This window comes from Rhodococcus ruber (genome assembly GCF_016804345.1).
In the GTDB taxonomy this organism is placed as follows: Bacteria; Actinomycetota; Actinomycetes; order Mycobacteriales; family Mycobacteriaceae; genus Rhodococcus; species Rhodococcus ruber.
In genome coordinates this window covers 2913924-2928615 of record NZ_CP044211.1, presented here as the reverse complement: position 1 = coordinate 2928615, position 14692 = coordinate 2913924, and the positions used below count along the sequence as shown (strand labels likewise).

Genomic DNA, 14692 nt, shown 5'->3' with positions numbered 1-14692 from the left:
CGCGTCGATAGGCTGAGCCGATGGCAGAGACGCGAGAACGGATGGAACGGTCCCCCCGGGTGCGCTCGGCGGATCCCGCGGGCGTGCCCTGGCCGGCGGCGCAGGAGCAGGACGTGGTCCTGGTGGACACCACGTGGGGCGAGCTGCAGCCGCTGCAGTGCGCGCCCGGGGTGGTGACCGTCGGCGAGCTGGAACTGACCGAGCTGGTCGCGAACGGAGCGGTGCTCGTCGACACCCGGGTCCCGGACTCGCGCAAGGGCAGGTCCATTCCGGGCGCGATCAATCTGCCGCACGGCCGGATCACGGAGCTGCGGGACCGGCTCGATCCGTCCCGGGTGTCGATCCTGTTCTGCAACGGCCCGCAGTGTCCGCAGTCCCCGATGGCGATCCGGGAGCTGCTCGAGGCGGGGTACCCGGCGTCCGCGCTGGCGTACTACCGCGGTGGCCTGCACGACTGGGTGACGCTGGCGATGCCGCTGGAGCAGGTGGACTGACCTGCGGGGCACGCCGCGCCCCGCGGCGCGCCTCCCAGGCTCGGGCGGCCAGGACGGCGAGCCCGACGTAACCCCAGCCGAGCAGCACGTCGACCAGGTAGTGTTCGCCGCCGTAGACGAGCGTGAAGGCCATGGCCAGCGGGAACGCCACCAGCAGGGCCCGTATCCAGGCGCGCCGCGCGATCGGCCACAGGGCGACCGCCACGAGCAGGGCGAATGCCGAGTGCAGCGACGGCAGCGCGGCGACCGGGTTGCCCTGCGCCTCCAACCATCGGGTGCCGACGTCGATGGGCACTACGCCGAACCCGAAGCCGGTGACCCGGCCGACGCCTTCCGGCAGGACGCCCACCTCGGACGCATACCACGGCGGCGCCGCGGGCACGAGGATGTAGGTGATGAGCCCGAAGTAGGACAGGAGCAGCACCCGTCGCATGTATCCGGCCCAGCGCGACCGCGACTGCAGGTACAGCAGGGCCGCGAGCAGCCACGGCACGAGGAAGTGGCTGGTGTAGACGACCGCGGTGATCATCGTCCAGCCGGGCCGCTCGCCGTCCGCGCCGAGCAGACGCTCCTGCAGCCACACCGTCGGGATCGTGCCGCCGAACAGCCAGCTCTCGACGGCGGCCGGTTCGTGCACCCGGACGGGCAGGCCGAGTTCGTCGGCGAGGCCGCGGGTGTGGTCGTAGACGACGAGCGCCGCGACCAGGGGCAGCCAGTCGACGACGACGCGCAGGTGCCCGCGCCACGGCCGGTCGATCGCGAAGGCGATCAGCCCGGCGACGATCCAGGCGGCCTGGTACAGCCGGTCGGCGGGGATGCCGTGGGTGACGACGGTCCCGATCAGCGCGATGAGATACCCGCACCGCGCGGCCACCCGGGCGTACTGCCGCGGCGGCACGAGCTGCGGCGCCCGCCGCGCCGCGCGACCGGGAAGGAACTGGGTGTTCACCGCTACCTCCCTCCCGTGTGACCGGCCCGGACGACTGGGCACGCACCGCCCGCATACCCATGATCGGGGCACCGGGGCGCTCACGGGGGTGGATCGGGTCAGGAGTTGCTCTCGATGATCAGTTCGGGGATGCCCGTGCCGAGCGGTACCGGGACGCATTCGCCGGGGGCATACCGTTCGGGGTCGAGGGCGTGCCGGATCACGGTGAGCGAGAACGGGTCGTACACCATGTTGAAGTGGCCGGTCTGGTCCTGGGGGCACAGGTCCTGGATGGTCAGGTTGACCGCCCCGGGCCCGCGCAGCGCGACGTTGGTGGCCGGCTGGATGACCTCGTCGACGCGGGATCCGATGGTGGTGTACCGGACGCCGGGAACGGTGTCGACGGGGGTGTTGAGTTCGGTGAGCAGTTCCGAGCCCTGCAGTTGCTGGACGAGGGCCACCGAGAGGAAGGCCTCGACCGCGTCGGTGGCACCGGGCGCGGCCACGACCGCGGCGCCGAGCCCGTAGAAGGTGCCGCCGTAGCTGGGTGAGGCCACGCCCACCCAGCGTTCCACGACGGCCGAGCCGCCCAGCAGGTTGACGTAGTACCGCGCGACGGTCGCACCCTGCGAGTAGCCGACGAGGTCGACCTCGCCGGCACCGGTGCCGGCACGGACCCGCTCGACGAACGCGCCCAGCTGCGCGGCGCTGACCCGGATGTCGCCGGTGCCGTATTCGTCGGCGCCGTCGGCCTTGCCGTAGTCGAGGGCGAACACGCACCAGCCGGCATCGGCGAGCATCGGTGCGACCGCAGCCCAGTCCGAGTAGGAGTTGGAGTCGGTGCCGTGGGCGAGCACCACCGGTCGTGGATGGTCCGGGGACGGCACGCACCCGAAGTCGTTCGATCGCGCCGGCGCCGTTCCGGGATGTTCCTCGGCGTAGCCGGCGGCCTGGGCGTGGGTGGTGGCCACCGGTCCGGGGGCGACGGGCACGGACGCCGACGAGCCCGGCGCGGGTGCGGCGGTGACGGTCGCGGCGCCGGTGACGGCCGCGACGGCCGCCGCGATACCGGCCAGCGCGCCGGCAATCCTGCGTGCCCCGTTCACGGCCCCTCCCTCCGGCTCGCCCGCAGCCGGGCTCCGTCACCAGGATCGACCCCCACCCCTGTGACCTATCGTGACACAGTTGCGCCCCGCCGGCATGCCATCTTTCCGCAGGTGAAGGGAGGGTCTTGCCTGCCCTGCCCCCCGGGGTGTCCCTCCGCGCGGACCCGGGGCCCCGGGGGGCGTCACCCGACGCGCAGCGGATCGATCTGCACCCGCAACGCTCCCTCGGCGCGGCGGGCGCTGCGCGCTGCCTGCGCCTCGCGCAGGGCGCGGCCGAGCGCGAGACCCCGGCCGCGTGGCACCCGGATCACCATGCGCTGCACCTCGTCGGGCTCGGGGTCGTCGGCCCCGAACGGCAGCCGCTCCCCCGGCGGCAACGGCACCGGTCCGAGCACCTCCGCCTCCGGTGGGAGGGTCGCGGCGGCGAGCAGGTCGGCGACCGCGGCCGCGGTGCCGTCGACCGCGGCCATGTGCACCGCGGGCGGGAAGCCGACCTCGGCGCGTTCGGCGAGCTGGGACTGCGCGTGCCCGATCGGGTCCCAGCGCACCAGTGCTTGCACGGTGGGGATGCCGGCGTCGGCGACCACGACGACCTGGCCGCCGTCGGCGAAGGGCCGCACCAGCGACGACGCGGTGAGCCAGCGACGCATCGTTTCCTCGGCGGCCCGCAGGTCGGCGCGGCCGAGCAGGGCCCACCCGTCGAGCAGCAGGGCCGCGCCGTACCCCCCGGCGGTGACGGGTTCGGCGCCCACTGTGGCCACGACGAGCGCGGGTCCGGCCGGGGCGGTGGCCTTGACCTCCGTCCCACCGGAGGTGACCACCGGGACACCGGGGAACGCGCGACCGAGTTCCTCGGCGGTCCGCCCGGCGCCGACGACGACGGCGCGCAGGGCGCGGGCACCGCACGCGTGGCAGCGGTGGGTGGCGTCGGCGATGCCGCACCAGCGGCAGGCGGGGGTCGCGGTGCCGTCCGGCCCGGCGGCCTGCGGCAACGCGAGCGGACCGTTGCAGTGCCGGCAGCGGGCCGGGGTCCGGCATTTGGCGCACGCGAGCGCGGGCACGTAGCCGCGGCGGGGCACCTGCACGAGCACCCCGCGGTCGGCGCCGAGGGCGGCACGGGCGGCGGCGAAGGCGATGGCCGGCAGCCGGGCGGCACGCGCGGCGGGGTCGCGGGCCAGGGCCTGGTCGCTGTCGGCGAGGGCGGTGATCTTGGGGGCGCGGGCGCGGACGACGTCGCGGGGGGCGGCGAGGTCGTGGGCCCACCCGGTGTCGACGAGGGCCTGGGTCTCGGCGGTGCGGGCGTGCCCGGCCAGGACGACGGCGGCGCCGGTGGCGTGCGCCCGCAGCAGCGCCACCTCTCGGGCGTGCGGGTACGGCGCGCGGGGCTCGGAGTGCAGGTCGTCGCCGTCGTCCCACACCACGAGCAGGCCGAGGGCGGGGGTGGGAGCGAACACGGCGGCCCGGGTGCCGACGACGATGCGGGCGGTTCCGCGCAACGCCGCGAGCCAGCGCCGGTAGCGCACGGCCGGACCGAGCCCGGCGGCGAGCCCGACGACGCAGTCGGCGCCGGCGAGGTCGGTGCAGGCCGTCACGACGCGGTCGAGGTCGCGCTGGTCGGGCACCACGAGCACCGCGGCGTGCCCGGTGGCGGCGACCGACGCCGCGAGTTCGGCCAAACGACGCGGCCAGTCCTCACCGGGCAGTGCCTGCCAGGCCGCGCGGGGGGCGCGGCCGGCGGCGAGGGCGTCGAGGAAGTTCTCGCCGTGCCGGTATCGGGACCAGGCGGTCCGGTCGATCTCCGGTGCCGTGGGGGGCGGGGCGGGTGGCGGGTCCTCCGCCTCGACCCGGGCGTGCCGCGGTGGCACGGCGAGGCGCAGCACGTCGGCTCGGGTGCCGGCGTAGCGGGCGGCGACGGCGTCGGCGAGCGCGGCGATCTCCGGGGTCAGCACGACCTCGGGTGAGACGACCCGGTCGAGCCAGCCGAGCCGGCCGGTGTGCTCACTGGTCGCCGCGCGGGACAGCACGAAGCCGTCGACGAGCCTGCCGGCGAACCGGACGCGCACCCGCACGCCCGGCCGCGCCTCGGCATCGAACTCCCGCGGGATCAGATAGTCGAACTCGCGGTCGAGGTGGGGCAACGGCAGCAGCGGCAGGATCCGCGCCACCGGATCCGTCTCGGCCGCGGTCCTGTCGGTGGCCACCCGGACCGTCGGGGGTCCGGGTTACAGACCGGCGGCGGCGCGCAGCTTCTCGGCCCGGTCGGTGTTCTCCCACGGCAGATCGATGTCGGTGCGGCCGAAGTGCCCGTACGCGGCGGTCTGCGCGTAGATCGGCCGCAGCAGGTCCAAGTCCCGGATGATCGCACCCGGTCGCAGGTCGAACACCTCGGTGATCGCCTGCTGGATCCGCGCCGGGTCGGTCTTCTCGGTGCCGAACGTCTCGACGAACAGCCCCACCGGGGCGGCCTTGCCGATGGCGTAGGCCACCTGTACCTCGAGCCGGCCGGCCAGCCCCGCCGCCACGGCGGTCTTGGCGACCCACCGCATCGCGTACGCGGCCGAGCGGTCCACCTTCGACGGGTCCTTGCCCGAGAACGCGCCACCGCCGTGCCGGGCCATGCCGCCGTAGGTGTCGACGATGATCTTGCGGCCGGTCAGGCCGGCATCCCCCATCGGACCGCCGAGGACGAACGACCCGGACGGGTTCACCAGCAACCGCAGGCCGGTGGTGTCGAGGCCCGCGAGGCTCGGGTCCGCCAGTACCGCCTCGACGACGTGGGTGCGCAGATCCGGGGTGAGCAGGTTGTTCAGGTCGATGTCCGCCGCGTGCTGGGTGGAGATCACCACCGTGTCCAACCGGACCGGGCGGTCGCCGTCGTACTCGATGGTGACCTGGGTCTTGCCGTCCGGCCGCAGGTACGGCAGCACCCCGGTCTTGCGGACCTCGGTGAGCCGGCGCGAGAGCCGGTGCGCCAGCGCGATCGGCAGCGGCATCAGTTCCGGGGTGTCCGAGCAGGCGTAGCCGAACATCAGGCCCTGGTCACCGGCACCTTGACGGGCCACCTCGTCGTCGGTGAGCACCCCGGTGCGGGCCTCGTGCGAGACGTCGACGCCGCCGGCGATCTCCGGGGACTGCGCACCGATGGCGATGTTGACCCCGCAGGAGTTGCCGTCGAAACCCTTCGAGGAGGAGTCGTAGCCGATCTCGAGGACCCGGTCCCGCACGATCTTCGGGATGTCCGCGTAGGCCGAGGTGGTGACCTCCCCGACCACGTGCACCTGCCCGGTGGTCACCAGGGTCTCGACCGCGACGCGGGCGCGGGGGTCTTCGGTGAGCAGCGCGTCGAGGACGGAGTCGCTGATCGCGTCACAGATCTTGTCCGGGTGTCCCTCCGTCACGGACTCACTGGTGAAAAGCCGACCGCCGGTCTTGCTCACGGAACTCCCTCTCGACTGGTTGTGTCTAGCTCGAACGGACGAACTGATGTCAACGATATGGGCGACGCTACTGTTCCGGTCGCGCCGACGCGAGACTTTCGCTCACGGGCGCGCCGCCCCCCGGGTCACGGGCGTGCCGCCCCCGGGTCACGGGCGCGCCGCCCCCCGGGTCACGGGCGTACCGCCCCGAGGTCACGGGCGCCCCGCCCCCGAGGTCACGACCGGTTCTGCGCCAGCAGCGGACCCAGCGCGTCGAGGACGCGGCTGGCCATCAGCGCCTTGGAACCGTGCGCGAGGGCGGTCTCGGAACCGTCCGCCGCCAGCAGCCACCCGTCGTTGTGGTCGACCTCGAACGCCTTCCCCTCGCCGACGGCGTTGACGACCAGCAGATCGCAGCCCTTGCGGGCCAGTTTGGCGCGGGCGTGGGTGAGGACGTCGCCCTCGGCGTCACCGGTCTCGGCGGCGAAGCCGACGATGACGGTGCTCGCCGGCAGCGTGCCCTCGGTGCGGGCGGCGACCAGCCCGGCGAGAATGTCCTCGTTCTTGGTCAGCGCGATCGCCTCCGGCTCGCCCGCGCCCTTCTTGATCTTGCTGGTGGCGAAGGTGCTCGGCCGGAAGTCGGCGACGGCGGCGGACATGACGACCGCGTCCGCACCGGCGGCATGCTTGGTGACCGCGGCCTGCATCTGGGCGGCGGTCTGGACCTGCACCACCTCCACCGCGGCGGGATCGGCCAGCCCGGCCACCGCCCCGGCGACGAGGGTGACGTCGGCGCCGCGCTGGGCGGCGAGCCGGGCGAGGGCATAGCCCTGCTTGCCGGAGCTGCGGTTGCCGAGGAACCGCACCGGGTCCAGCGGTTCGCGGGTGCCGCCGGCGGAGACGACGATGCGCCGCCCGGTCAGATCCCGCGGCAACGCGTCCGGTCGTTCGAGCAGCAGCGACGCCAGTCCGAAGATCTCCTCGGGTTCGGGGAGCCGGCCGGCGCCGGTGTCGTGCCCGGTGAGCCGGCCGGAGGCGGGCTCGACGACGACGGCGCCGCGGCGGCGCAGCGTGGCGACGTTGTCCACCGTCGCCGGGTGTTCCCACATCTCGGTGTGCATCGCAGGCGCGAACACGACCGGGCACCGCGCGGTGAGCAGCGTGGCGGTGAGCAGGTCGTCGGCACGGCCGTGGGCGGCGCGGGCCATCAGGTCGGCGGTGGCGGGGGCGACGACCACCAGGTCGGCCTCCTGTCCGAGCCGCACGTGCGGAACCTGCGGCACGTCGGCGAACACGCCGGTGTGCACGGGGTTGCCGGACAGGGCCTCGAAGGTGGCGCGGCCGACGAACTCGAGCGCCGAGTCCGTCGGGATGACCCGCACGTGGTGTCCACTTTCGGTGAACGCCCGGATCAGCGCGCAGGCCTTGTAGGCGGCGATGCCGCCACCGACGCCGACGACGATGCGGCGGCGTTGCGCGAATTCCGAGTGGTCCGCGGTGCCCGCGGCGCGCTGGCTCACTCGCCTTCGGCGTGCTCGAGCAGGTCTGCGTGGATCTCCCGCAGCGCGATCGACAGCGGCTTCTCCTGCAGGCCGGGCTCGACGAGCGGGCCGACGTACTCGAGGATGCCGTCGCCGAGCTGGTTGTAGTAGTCGTTGATCTGCCGGGCACGCTTGGCTGCGTAGATCACCAGCGCGTACTTCGAGGAGGTGCGCTCGAGCAGCTCGTCGATGGGCGGGTTGGTGATGCCCAGCGGGGTGTCGTAGGCCGGCAGGTCGTGGCCGGCGGTGTCGGACACGGCTGCTTGGGTGCTGCTCACTCGGTGTTCTCCTGTGTCGTTCCGGAGCTCTGGTGGGGCCCGGGATTCGGGTTCGAGGCGGGGAAGGTCGTGATCGGCTGCGGACGGTCGGGGCGATCGTCGCGGGGACCGACCAACAAGGATACCAATTCGTCGCAGGCGCGGTCGACGTCCTCGTTGACGATCACCGTGTCGAACTCGTCGCGGGCGTCGAGTTCGGTCCGGGCGGTCTCGAGCCGGCGGCGGACCACCTCGTCCGATTCGGTGCCGCGGCCGGTGAGGCGGGCGACCAGCACATCCCAGCTCGGCGGCGCCAGGAAGGCCAGCACGGCCTCCGGCATGGCGGCGCGCACGGAGCGGGCGCCGGTCAGGTCCACCTCGACGAGCACGGGGCGTCCCGAGGCGAGCGCGTCCCGCACGGGACCGGCGGGGGTGCCCGAGCGTTGCAGCCCGCCGTGGATCTCGGCCCACTCGAGCAGGTCCCCGGACTCGATCATCCGATCGAACTCGTCGCGGCTGACGAAGTGGTAGTCCACCCCGTTCACCTCGCCGGGCCGGGGTTCGCGGGTGGTGGCCGACACGCTGAACAGCAGGTCGGGCACCCGGCTGCGGAGCCGGCGGACAACGGTGGACTTCCCGACGGCGGAGGGGCCGGCCAGCACCACCAGCCGGCCCCTCCGCGTCGTGGAACCGCTGTCCGACACGGTGTGTGCGTCAGCTACCACCGGTCGCTCAGGCGTCGAAGTCGAACCTGGCGAGCAGCGCCTTGCGCTGACGGTCGCCCAGGCCGCGCAGGCGGCGCGTCGGGGCGATCTCGAGTTCGGTCATGATCTCCTGCGCCTTGACCTTGCCGACCTTCGGCAGGGCCTCGAGCAGGGCGGACACCTTCATCTTGCCGAGGATCTCGTCGTTCTCGGCATCGGCCAGGACCTGCTTGAGGTCGGTGCCGCCGCGCTTCAGGCGGTCCTTGAGCTCAGCCCGGGCGCGACGGGCAGCAGCCGCCTTCTCCAGAGCAGCGGCGCGCTGCTCGTCGGTCAGCTGGGGAAGGGCCACGGTTCCTCCGTCTCATCGTTGGCAATCAGTCTCATCCGCCGGTTAACCAGCGGCGATAGCGACCGTACTCACGCCGGACGACGATTGCGAACCCACCCCCCGGCGTTTCGGCTCGAAAACACGTGCGGTAGTGCGCCCGCAGCGTGGCCCGCGGGCAGGTCCGGCCCGGGGACGTAGGCACCGCCCCTCACCTCGGCGAACCCGGCATCGCCGCAGGTAGCGGCGTTGTGGATGGCAGTTCGGCCCGGCGCGGGTGCTGGTCTGCGGGCCGGCGCCGTTTCCGGCGCGTCCACGCCGGAAACGGCCCGGAAAAATTTCCGCGCACGAGCGTGTCGGGGGGGCTCCCACCTGCACCGGAACGGACATCCGGCCCGGAGCCGGGAGCCGGATCCGGGCCGGATGTCCGGGCCGTCAGGCCCGCAGGAAGGCGAACGCGTCCACGGTGCGGGACACGGCGTCGCGCAGCGCCGCGGGCGTCGGGCCCGCCCGCAGCACCTCGCGGGAGACGTTGGGCACGACGGCGTCGAGGCGGTCGCCCGCCAGCCGGCGCACGTCCTCCGCGGTGCCGCCCTGGGCGCCCACCCCGGGCATCAGGATCGGGCCGTGCAGCGCGCTCAGGTCCGGTGCCCGGGTGAGGGTCGCGCCCACGACGACGCCGACGGAGCCGAGCGTGTCGGCGCCGGCGTTGCGGGCCGCGGCCTCGTCGACCATCACCTGCGCGACGCTGCGCCCGTCGGCGGTGCGCGCCTGCTGCACCTGGGCGCCCTCGGGGTTGGAGGTGGCGGCGAGGACGAACACCCCGCGCCCGTCGACGGCGAGGCGCAGCGCGGGCTCGAGCGCGCCGAACCCCAGGTACGGCGAGACGGTGACCGCGTCGGAGCCCAGCGGGGACGCATCGGTCAGCCACGTGCGGGCGTACGCGTCCATCGTCGAGCCGATGTCGCCGCGCTTGGCGTCCGCAAGGACGAGGGTGCCGGCGCCGCGCAGGGCCGTCACGGTGCGCTCGAGCACCGCGATGCCCGCGGCACCGAACGCCTCGAAGAACGCGACCTGCGGCTTGACGAGGGCCACCCGCCCGGCGAACGCGTCGACACACGTCCCGGCGAACCGCTCGAGGCCCGCGACGTCGACCGGCAGCCCCCACGCCGCGAGCAGTTCCGGGTGGGGGTCGATGCCCACACACAGCGGCCCGCGCTCGGCGAGGGCCGCGTGCAGACGCTGCCCGAACGTCGTCACGACGCCGTGTCCGCGAGTCCGTCGCGCAGCCCTCCGACGCCGCCGGACGCCCCGGCGTCCTCGCGGAGGCTGCCCTGGTCCTCCCGGAGCCCGGCGTGCATCTCCTGCAGGGAACGGACCCCGATGTCGCCACGGATGGCGGCCTCGATGCCCTGCACGGCCGCGGAGGCACCCTGCACGGTCGTGATGCACGGGATGTTCGCGGCGACGGCCGCGGTGCGGATCTCGTAGCCGTCGATGCGCGGCCCGGAGTTGCCCCACGGGGTGTTGATCACCATGTCGACCTCACCGGCGCGGATCTTCTCGACGATGGTGTGGGCCCCCTCGGGCCGTTCCTCCTCCGACACCTTGTACACGTGCTCGCACGGGATGCCGTTGCGGCGCAGCACCTCCGCGGTGCCGATGGTGGCGAGCACCCGGAAGCCGAGGTCGGCGAGCCGCTTGACGGGGAAGATCAGCGACCGCTTGTCCTTGTTGGCGACCGAGACGAACACAGAGCCGGAGGTGGGCAGCGAACCGTAGGCGGCGGTCTGGCTCTTGGCGAACGCGGTGCCGAAGTCGTCGTCGATGCCCATGACCTCGCCGGTGGACTTCATCTCCGGGCTGAGCAGCGAGTCGATGCCGGTGCCGTCGGCGCGGCGGAACCGGTTGAACGGCAGCACCGCCTCCTTCACCGCGACCGGGGCGTCGACCGGGGCGTGCCCGCCGTCGCCGTGGGCGGGCAGGATGCCCTCGGCGCGCAGGTCGGCGATGCTCTCGCCCATCATGACCCGCGCGCAGGCCTTGGCGAGCTGCACGGCGGTGGCCTTCGAGACGAACGGCACGGTGCGGGAGGCACGCGGGTTGGCCTCGAGCACGTAGAGGACGTCGTCCTTGAGGGCGTACTGCACGTTGAGCAGGCCCTTGACGCCGATACCGTGCGCGAGGGCCTCGGTGGAGCGGCGCACGTTCTCGAGGTCGGACCGCCCGAGGGTGATCGGCGGCAGCGCGCACGACGAGTCGCCGGAGTGGATGCCGGCCTCCTCGATGTGCTCCATGATGCCGCCGATGTAGACGTCGGTGCCGTCGCACAGGGCGTCGACGTCGATCTCGACCGCATCGTCGAGGAAGCGGTCGACCAGCACGGGCCGGTCCTCGGAGATCTCGGTGGCGCGGGAGATGTAGCTCTCGAGCGCGTTCTCGTCGTAGACGATCTCCATGCCGCGCCCGCCGAGGACGTAGGACGGACGGACCAGCACCGGATAGCCGATGCCGGCGGCGATGTCGCGGGCGCCCTCGAAGGTGGTGGCGGTGCCGAACTTCGGGGCCGGCAGGCCCGCCTCGGTGAGCACCCGGCCGAACTCGCCGCGGTCCTCGGCCAGGTCGATGGCCTCGGGGCTGGTGCCCACGATCGGCACCCCGGCGGCCTTCAACCGTCGCGCGAGCCCGAGCGGGGTCTGGCCGCCGAGCTGGACGATGACCCCGGCGACGGTGCCGGACTGCGACTCGGCCCGGTACACCTCGAAGACGTCCTCGAAGGTGAGCGGCTCGAAGTAGAGACGGTCGGCGGTGTCGTAGTCGGTCGAGACCGTCTCGGGGTTGCAGTTGACCATGACGGTTTCGTAGCCGGCCTGCGACAGGGTCAGGGCGGCGTGCACGCACGAGTAGTCGAACTCGATGCCCTGACCGATGCGGTTGGGGCCCGAGCCGAGGATGAGCACCTTCGGCCGCTCGCGCTGCTCGGCGACCTCGGTCTCGGCGTCCGGGTCGAGTTCGTACGTCGAGTAGTGGTACGGGGTCTTGGCCTCGAACTCGGCGGCGCAGGTGTCGACGGTCTTGTACACCGGATGCACGCCGAGCTGCTCGCGCAGGGCCCGCACCGCGTCCTCGTCGCCGAGTTCGGGGCGCAGCGCCGCGATCTGCCGGTCGGAGAAGCCGTGGTGCTTGGAAAAGCGCAGTTCCCGCTCCCCGAACGTCTCGGCGGCGCGCACCGTCTCCCCCAGCTCGACGATCTGCTGGATCTGATCGAGGAACCACGGGTCGATCTTGGTGGCGTCGAACAGCTGCTCGACGGTGGCGCCGAGCTCGAAGGCCTTGGCGATGCCGTAGAAGCGGCCGTCGTGCGGGACCTCGAGCTCGCCGAGGAGGGTGCCGAGATCGGCCGCCTCGACCTCGGGGCCGGTCCAGAACCCGGAACGCTTGGTTTCGAGGGACCGCAGGACCTTGCCGAAGGCCTCGGTGAAGTTGCGGCCGATCGACATGGCCTCGCCGACCGACTTCATGGTGGTGGTGAGGGTGCCGTCGGCGCCGGGGAACTTCTCGAACGCGAAGCGCGGAGCCTTGACGACGACGTAGTCGAGCGTCGGCTCGAAGCAGGCCGGCGTCTCCTTGGTGATGTCGTTGACGATCTCGTCGAGGGTGTAGCCGATGGCGAGCTTGGCGGCCATCTTCGCGATCGGGTAGCCGGTGGCCTTCGAGGCCAGCGCGGACGACCGCGACACCCGCGGGTTCATCTCGATCACCACGAGACGACCGTCGCGCGGGTCCATCGCGAACTGGATGTTGCAGCCGCCGGTGTCGACGCCGACCTCGCGCAGGATCGCGATCGACAGGTCGCGCATCTTCTGGTATTCGCGGTCGGTCAGGGTCATGGCGGGGGCGACGGTGACCGAGTCGCCGGTGTGCACGCCCACCGGGTCGACGTTCTCGATGGAGCAGACGATCACGACGTTGTCGCGGCCGTCGCGCATGAGCTCGAGCTCGTACTCCTTCCAGCCGAGGATGGACTCCTCGATGAGCACGTTCGCGGTGGGCGACGCGGCGAGGCCGCCGCCGGCGATGCGCTCGAGGTCGGCCTCGTCGTAGGCCATGCCCGAGCCGAGGCCGCCCATGGTGAACGACGGGCGCACCACGACGGGGTAGCCGAGCTCGGCAACGGTGTCGCGCACCTCGTCCATCGTGTAGCAGACCCGCGAGCGCGCGGACTCGCCGCCGCACTTGGCGACGATGTCCTTGAACTTCTGCCGGTCCTCGCCGCGCTGGATGGCGTCGAAGTCGGCGCCGATCAGCTCGACGTCGTACTTGGCGAGGATGCCCTGCTCGTGCAGGGCGACGGCGGTGTTGAGCGCGGTCTGCCCGCCGAGGGTGGCGAGCACCGCGTCGATCGGGGTGCCCTTCGCCTGCTCGGCGGCGATGACCTTCTCGACGAACTCGGCGGTGATGGGCTCGACGTAGGTGGAGTCGGCGAACTCCGGGTCGGTCATGATCGTGGCCGGGTTGGAGTTGACGAGGGAGACCCGCAGGCCTTCCTCGCGCAGCACGCGGCACGCCTGGGTGCCGGAGTAGTCGAACTCGCAGGCCTGGCCGATGACGATCGGGCCGGAGCCGATGACGAGGATGTGGGAGAGGTCGGTACGGCGTGGCATCTAGTTCTTCTCTCCCTCGAGCATGCTGGTGAACCGGTCGAACAGGTAGGAGGCGTCGTGCGGGCCGGCCGCCGCCTCGGGGTGGTACTGCACGGAGAAGGCGGACCCGTCGAGCAGGCGCACGCCCTCGACGGCGCCGTCGTTGGCGCAGGTGTGGCTGATCACGGCCCGGCCGAACGGGGTGTCGAACTCCTGGCCCGCCTCGCCCTCGAGCGCGAAGCCGTGGTTCTGGGCGGTGATCGCGATCCGCCCGGTCTCGTGTTCGATGACCGGGATGTTGATGCCGCGGTGCCCGAACTTCATCTTGTAGGTGCCCAGACCGAGGGCGCGGCCGAGGATCTGGTTGCCGAAGCAGATGCCGAACAGCGGCAGTCCCTGCCCGAGCACTTCCTGGGTCAGGTGCACCGCGCCGTCCGCGGTGGCCGGATCCCCGGGACCGTTCGAGAGGAAGACGCCGTCGGCCTTCAGGTCCAGGATGTCGTGCAGCGTCGCGGTGGAGGGCAGCACGTGCACGCGCATGCCGCGCTCGGCGAACATCCGCGGGGTGTTGGTCTTGATGCCGAGGTCGATCGCGGCGACGGTGAAGCGGGCCTCGCCGTCGGGCTCGACGACGTAGCCGCTGGTGGTGGTGACCTCGCCGGCGAGGTCGGCGCCGAGCATCGACGGCTGGCTCCGGACCCGGTCGAGCAGCTCGGCGTCGTCGGCGAGGGCGTCGCCGGAGAAGACACCCGCCCGCATCGAGCCGCGGGTGCGCAGATGCCGCACCAGGGCGCGGGTGTCGATCCCGGCGATGCCGACGATGTTCTGCCGCTCGAGTTCGTCCTGCAGGGAGCCGGCCGCGCGCCAGCTCGAGGTGCGGCGCGACGGGTCGCGCACGACGTACCCGGCGACCCAGATCTTCGCGCCGGCGGGGTCACCGGTGGGGCCGACGGACTCGTTGTCCTCGGCGTTCCACCCGGTGTTGCCGATCTGCGGGGCCGTGGACACCACGATCTGCCGGTGGTAGCTGGGGTCGGTGAGGGTCTCCTGGTAGCCGGTCATGCCGGTGCTGAACACCGCCTCGCCGAGGGTCTGGCCCACCGCACCGAAGACGGTGCCGCGGAACGTGCGACCGTCCTCGAGCACCAGTATCGCGGTGTCCGTGTCGAAGTTGTTGCCGCTCATGCGTTCTCTCCGTTCTGCTCGACCTCACCGGAGCTCGCCGCATCAGCCGAAATCTCGCGTGCCGTCGTCGCTGTACCAGCCGTCCAGGCTGTC

General features: G+C 72.6%; 11 protein-coding genes and 1 pseudogene. 1 reads left to right on the top strand and 11 read right to left on the bottom strand.

What is annotated here, in order from left to right:
• The first annotated feature begins 83 nt into the window (after positions 1–83).
• A complete protein-coding gene (locus F1734_RS26275) occupies positions 84–494 on the top strand; it encodes a rhodanese-like domain-containing protein (RefSeq protein WP_010595119.1) in 411 nt (136 codons plus the stop codon).
• 46 nt (positions 495–540) lie between these two features.
• On the opposite strand, the pseudogene F1734_RS26425 reads toward F1734_RS26275, so the two are convergent.
• From F1734_RS26425 to carA, 11 genes and pseudogenes are all read right to left on the bottom strand, one after another.
• A pseudogene (locus F1734_RS26425) lies at positions 541–1602 on the bottom strand (phosphatase PAP2 family protein); the annotation flags it as partial.
• Positions 1542–2528 carry an esterase/lipase family protein gene (locus tag F1734_RS13640; RefSeq protein ID WP_203010685.1) on the bottom strand — a complete coding sequence of 329 codons (987 nt, stop codon included), beginning with the start codon at positions 2526–2528 and terminating at the stop codon, positions 1542–1544. The gene F1734_RS13640 and the pseudogene F1734_RS26425, both read right to left, overlap by 61 nt.
• A 182-nt stretch (positions 2529–2710) precedes the next feature.
• Complete coding sequence (locus F1734_RS13635; protein ID WP_203010684.1) at positions 2711–4729, bottom strand: primosomal protein N'; 2019 nt, start codon at positions 4727–4729, stop codon at positions 2711–2713.
• Positions 4730–4750: 21 nt separating this feature from the next.
• Positions 4751–5965: a methionine adenosyltransferase gene (metK, locus tag F1734_RS13630; RefSeq protein WP_003935404.1), complete on the bottom strand. Its 1215-nt coding sequence runs from the start codon at positions 5963–5965 to the stop codon at positions 4751–4753.
• Between the two features lie 215 nt (positions 5966–6180).
• Positions 6181–7464, bottom strand: a complete 1284-nt coding sequence (gene coaBC / locus F1734_RS13625) for a bifunctional phosphopantothenoylcysteine decarboxylase/phosphopantothenate--cysteine ligase CoaBC (RefSeq protein ID WP_203010683.1) — start codon at positions 7462–7464, stop codon at positions 6181–6183.
• A complete protein-coding gene (gene rpoZ, locus F1734_RS13620; protein ID WP_003935406.1) occupies positions 7461–7763 on the bottom strand; it encodes a DNA-directed RNA polymerase subunit omega in 303 nt (100 codons plus the stop codon). The genes coaBC and rpoZ overlap by 4 nt, the downstream gene beginning before the upstream one ends.
• Positions 7760–8407 (bottom strand): guanylate kinase, encoded by a 648-nt coding sequence (gene gmk, locus F1734_RS13615; RefSeq protein WP_216534801.1) that lies wholly within the window; start codon positions 8405–8407, stop codon positions 7760–7762. Before gmk ends, rpoZ begins: the two co-directional genes overlap by 4 nt.
• Positions 8408–8474: 67 nt before the next feature.
• Positions 8475–8795, bottom strand: a complete 321-nt coding sequence (mihF, locus tag F1734_RS13610) for an integration host factor, actinobacterial type (protein ID WP_003935409.1) — start codon at positions 8793–8795, stop codon at positions 8475–8477.
• Positions 8796–9206: 411 nt separating this feature from the next.
• Positions 9207–10031: an orotidine-5'-phosphate decarboxylase gene (gene pyrF / locus F1734_RS13605; protein ID WP_010595126.1), complete on the bottom strand. Its 825-nt coding sequence runs from the start codon at positions 10029–10031 to the stop codon at positions 9207–9209.
• Entirely contained in the window at positions 10028–13435 is a 3408-nt protein-coding gene (gene carB / locus F1734_RS13600) for a carbamoyl-phosphate synthase large subunit (protein ID WP_017682102.1), read from the bottom strand. The genes pyrF and carB overlap by 4 nt, the downstream gene beginning before the upstream one ends.
• Positions 13436–14599, bottom strand: coding sequence for a glutamine-hydrolyzing carbamoyl-phosphate synthase small subunit (gene carA, locus F1734_RS13595; RefSeq protein WP_017682103.1), 1164 nt, complete (start codon positions 14597–14599; stop codon positions 13436–13438).
• Between the last annotated feature and the right edge of the window lie 93 nt (positions 14600–14692).

Bases quoted from the DNA above. Each gene is read 5' to 3' on its own strand.
- carB (WP_017682102.1), bottom strand. From the start codon at position 13,435: ATGCCACGCCGTACCGACCTCTCCCACATCCTCGTCATCGGCTCCGGC.
- carA (WP_017682103.1), bottom strand. From the start codon at position 14,599: ATGAGCGGCAACAACTTCGACACGGACACCGCGATACTGGTGCTCGAG.